Annotated in this window: 2 protein-coding genes; both read left to right on the top strand. The window is 73.6% G+C overall.

What is annotated here, in order from left to right; genetic code table 11:
• Positions 1–122 precede the first annotated feature (122 nt).
• Positions 123–1,622 carry an Asp-tRNA(Asn)/Glu-tRNA(Gln) amidotransferase subunit GatB gene (gene gatB / locus ACWEVO_RS31695; RefSeq protein WP_452311134.1) on the top strand — a complete coding sequence of 500 codons (1,500 nt, stop codon included), beginning with the start codon at positions 123–125 and terminating at the stop codon, positions 1,620–1,622.
• Positions 1,623–1,741: 119 nt separating this feature from the next.
• Positions 1,742–4,099, top strand: coding sequence for a transketolase-like TK C-terminal-containing protein (locus ACWEVO_RS31690; protein ID WP_452311133.1), 2,358 nt, complete (start codon positions 1,742–1,744; stop codon positions 4,097–4,099).
• The last annotated feature ends 19 nt before the right edge of the window (positions 4,100–4,118 follow it).

Here is a 4,118-nt window from a genome sequence, read left to right as displayed (position 1 = left end):
CCCGGGGAGGGTTCCCCGGGCGGGCCGCGGCGGCGCCGGCGTGGAGGGAAACCCGGGGGAGGTGACCGCGCCCAGCCCCATTAGGCTGGAACGGTTCTGTCCGGATCGCGCCTGGAGCTCAGATGACGACGACACTGCCCGCGTACGACGAGGTCGTCGCGCGCTTCGAACCGGTGATCGGCCTGGAGACCCACGTCGAGCTGGGCACGAACACCAAGATGTGGTGCGGCTGCCCGACCGACTTCGGCGGCGAGCCGAACACCCGGGTCTGCCCGGTCTGCCTGGGCCTGCCCGGCTCGCTGCCGGTGGCCAACAAGGCGGCCATCGAGGCGACCATCCGGATCGGCCTCGCGCTGAACTGCTCCATCGCCGAGTGGTGCCGGTTCGCCCGGAAGAACTACTTCTACCCGGACATGCCGAAGAACTTCCAGATCAGCCAGTACGACGAGCCGCTCTGCTTCGACGGCTACCTGGACGTCGAGGTCAACGGCGAGCTGGTGCGGATCGGCATCGAGCGGGTCCACCTGGAGGAGGACACCGGCAAGACGCTGCACGTCGGCGGCGCCACCGGCCGGATCCACGGCGCCACCGAGTCGCTGGTCGACTACAACCGGGCCGGCATCCCGCTCGTGGAGATCGTCACCAAGCCGATCCCCGGCACCGGCGCGCTCGCGCCCGAGGTGGCCCGGGCGTACGTCACCGAGCTGCGCGACGTGATCCGCTCGCTGGGCGTCTCGGACGTCCGGATGGAGGAGGGCTCGCTGCGCTGCGACGTCAACACCTCGCTGAACCGGCCGGGCGAGGAGTGGGGCACGCGTACCGAGACCAAGAACGTCAACTCGCTGCGCTCGGTCGAGCGGGCGGTCCGCTCGGAGATGCTGCGCCAGGCGTCCGTGCTCGACGCCGGTGGCAAGATCACCCAGGAGACCCGGCACTTCCACGAGGACACCGGCGACACCACTCCGGGCCGGTCCAAGGAGACCGCCACCGACTACCGCTACTTCCCCGAGCCGGACCTGGTCCCGCTCGCGCCGGACACCGCCTGGGTGGCCGAGCTGAAGGCCGCCCTGCCGGAGCTGCCGCGGCTGCGGCGCAAGCGGATCCAGCAGGAGTGGGGCCTGTCCGACCTGGACATGCAGTCCGTGGTCAACGCCGGCGCGGTGGAGCTGATCGAGGCCACCGTGGCCGCCGGGGCCACCCCCGCCGCCGCCCGCAAGTGGTGGCTGGGCGAGCTGTCCCGGCGGGCCAACGAGACCGGCGTGGAGCTGGCCGACGTCGGCGCCACCCCGGCCCAGGTGGCCGAGCTGCAGAGCCTGGTCGACGCGGGCAAGCTCAACGACAAGCTGGCCCGTACCGTGCTGGAGGGCGTGGTGGCCGGCGAGGGCTCGCCGACCGAGATCATGACCAACCGGGGCCTGGAGGTCGTCTCCGACACCGGCGCCCTCACCGCCGCGGTCGACGAGGCCATCGCCGCCAACCCGGACGTCGCGGACAAGGTCCGCAGCGGCAAGGTCGCGGCGGCCGGCGCCCTGGTCGGCGCCGTCATGAAGACCACCCGCGGCCAGGCGGACGCCAAGACCGTCCGCGAGCTGATCCTGGAGCGCCTCGGCGCCCAGGGCTGAGTCCCACCCGGAGGGCCGCCGTCGTGATCCGGCGGCGGCCTTTCGACCTTCCGAGTAGGCGCGCGACCCGCGCCACCCCCTCGCGAGGGCGTCAACGGCGACGCCCGGATGGAGTCACCGTGAACCAGCACGACCTCGACGTCCTCGACGAGATCCAGCGGCGGGTGCTCTGGCTCGCCACCCGGATCGTGGACGCGGCCAACCACGACCGGGACACCGGCGACGGCGTGAAGGTCGGCGGCCACCAGGCGTCCAGCGCCTCCCTGGTCACCGCGATGACCGCGCTCTGGTTCGCCCACCTGGACGCCGAGGACCGGGTTGCGGTCAAGCCGCACGCCTCGCCGGTCTTCCACGCCATCCAGTACCTGCTCGGCAACCTGGACCGGTCGTACCTGCCGAAGCTGCGGGCGCGCGGCGGGCTCCAGTCGTACCCGTCGCGCACCAAGGACCCGGACGGCGTCGACTTCTCCACCGGCTCGGTCGGCCTCGGCGCCGCCGCGCCGCTCTTCGCCGCGGTCACCCGCCGGTACGTCGACGCGCACTTCGGGGAGCGCCCGCACTCCCGGTTCGTCGCCCTGATCGGCGACGCCGAGCTGGACGAGGGGAACATCTGGGAGGCGGTCGCCGACCCGGCCACCACCGGCCTGGGCAACGTCATGTGGCTGGTCGACTTCAACCGCCAGTCGCTGGACCGGGTGGTCCCCGGCATCCGGATCAACCAGTGGCGCGGCCAGTTCGAGGCCGCCGGCTGGCACGTCGTCGAGGTCAAGTACGGCCGCAAGCTCGCCGAGGCCTACGCCCGGCCGGGCGGGGAGGCGCTGCGCGACTGGATCGACCGGATGCCCAACGAGCAGTACCAGTCCCTGTTCGGGCTGGCCGGGCCCGCGCTGCGCAAGCAGTTCCTGGACGGCGCGCCGGCCGGCATCGCCGAGTTCATCGCCGACATCCCCGACGACGAGCTGGGCCCGCTCGTCACCGACCTCGGCGGGCACGACCTCGCGGCCATGCTCGACGCGTACGCCCAGTGCGACGCGGTCACCGACCGGCCGAGCGTGATCTTCGCGTACACGGTGAAGGGGTGGGGGCTGCCGATCGCCGGCAACCCGCGCAACCACTCGGCGCTGCTCACCACCGAGCAGGTCGACGCGCTGCGCGCCGCCCACGGCCTCACCCCGGAGACCGAGTGGGACCGCCTCGACCCGGCGTCCCCGGCCGGCATCCGGGCCGGCGAGCGCCGGGAGGCGCTGTCCCGCGCGCCCCGCGAGCGGGCGCTCGGGGTCACCGTCCCGGAGACCACCCGGGTACGCGCCAACAAGCCGGTCTCCACCCAGGAGGTCTTCGGCCGGGTGCTGGTCGACCTGGCCCGCGATCCGCAGGTGGCGCCCTACCTGGTCACCACCGCCCCGGACGTGGCCACCTCCACCAACCTGGCCGGCTTCATCAACAAGACCGGCGTCTTCGCCCCCACCGAGCAGCGCTCCTGGACCGAGGACCGGATGCTGCGCTGGACGGAGACCCCTGCCGGCCAGCACATCGAGCTCGGCATCTCCGAGATGAACCTGTTCCTGCTGCTCGGCCAGCTCGGCCTGTCCTGGGACCTGTCCGGCCAGCCGCTGCTGCCGGTCGGCACGGTCTACGACCCGTTCGTGCTGCGCGGTCTGGACGCCTTCCTCTACGGCACCTACTCCGGCTCCCGGTTCGTGGTCGCCGGCACCCCGTCCGGCATCACCCTCGCCCCGGAGGGTGGCGCCCACCAGTCCACCATCACCGCGTCCGTCGGCCTGGAGCTGCCCGGGGTCACCTTCCTCGAGCCCGCGTACGCCGGCAGCCTCGACTGGCTGCTCTGCGACGCGCTCGGCCAGATCGCGCAGGGTGCGGCGCCGGCCGCCACGGCCGCGCCGGCCGAGGACGGGGCGTACTACTTCCGGCTCAGCACCCGCCCGATCGACCAGGCGCCGTTCGAGGCGGCCCGGGCCCGGATCGGCGAGGCGGTGCTGCGCCGGCAGGTGGTGGCCGGCGCGTACCGGCTGGTGGACGCGCACGAGGCGTACCCGCACCTGGCGGATGCCCCGGTCGTGCAGCTCGCCGCCTCCGGCGCGGTGCTGCCGGAGGTCCTCGCGGCCGCCGCCGAGCTGGCGGAGGAGGGCGTCGCGGCGCACGTGGTCGACGTGACGAGCCTGGACCGGCTCTACCGGGCCTGGCAGCGGACGCTGCGCCAGGGCGTGCGGACCGCGACCGTGCCGAGCGTGCCCGGCGCGCTCCGGTCGGCCTTCGCCGACCGGGTGCCGGTGGTGACCGTGCACGACGCCGCCTCGCACGCGATGGCCTGGCTCGGCTCCGCGCTCGGCGCCCCGGCGGTGCCGCTCGGGGTCGACGAGTTCGGCCAGTCGGGCAGCGTCCAGGAGCTGTACGAGCTGCACGACCTGCTGCCCGGCAGCATCGTCAACGCCGCCCTGGCCGCCCTCTCGCTGCGCTGACGGCGACCGCCACCGGGCG

The sequence above is a fragment of the Micromonospora sp. NPDC003776 genome (assembly GCF_053605645.1).
This window is presented reverse-complemented; position numbering and strand designations above follow the sequence as displayed.

Coding starts and splice junctions, on each gene's coding strand:
- gatB (WP_452311134.1), top strand. CDS start 123: ATGACGACGACACTGCCCGCGTACGACGAGGTCGTCGCGCGCTTCGAA.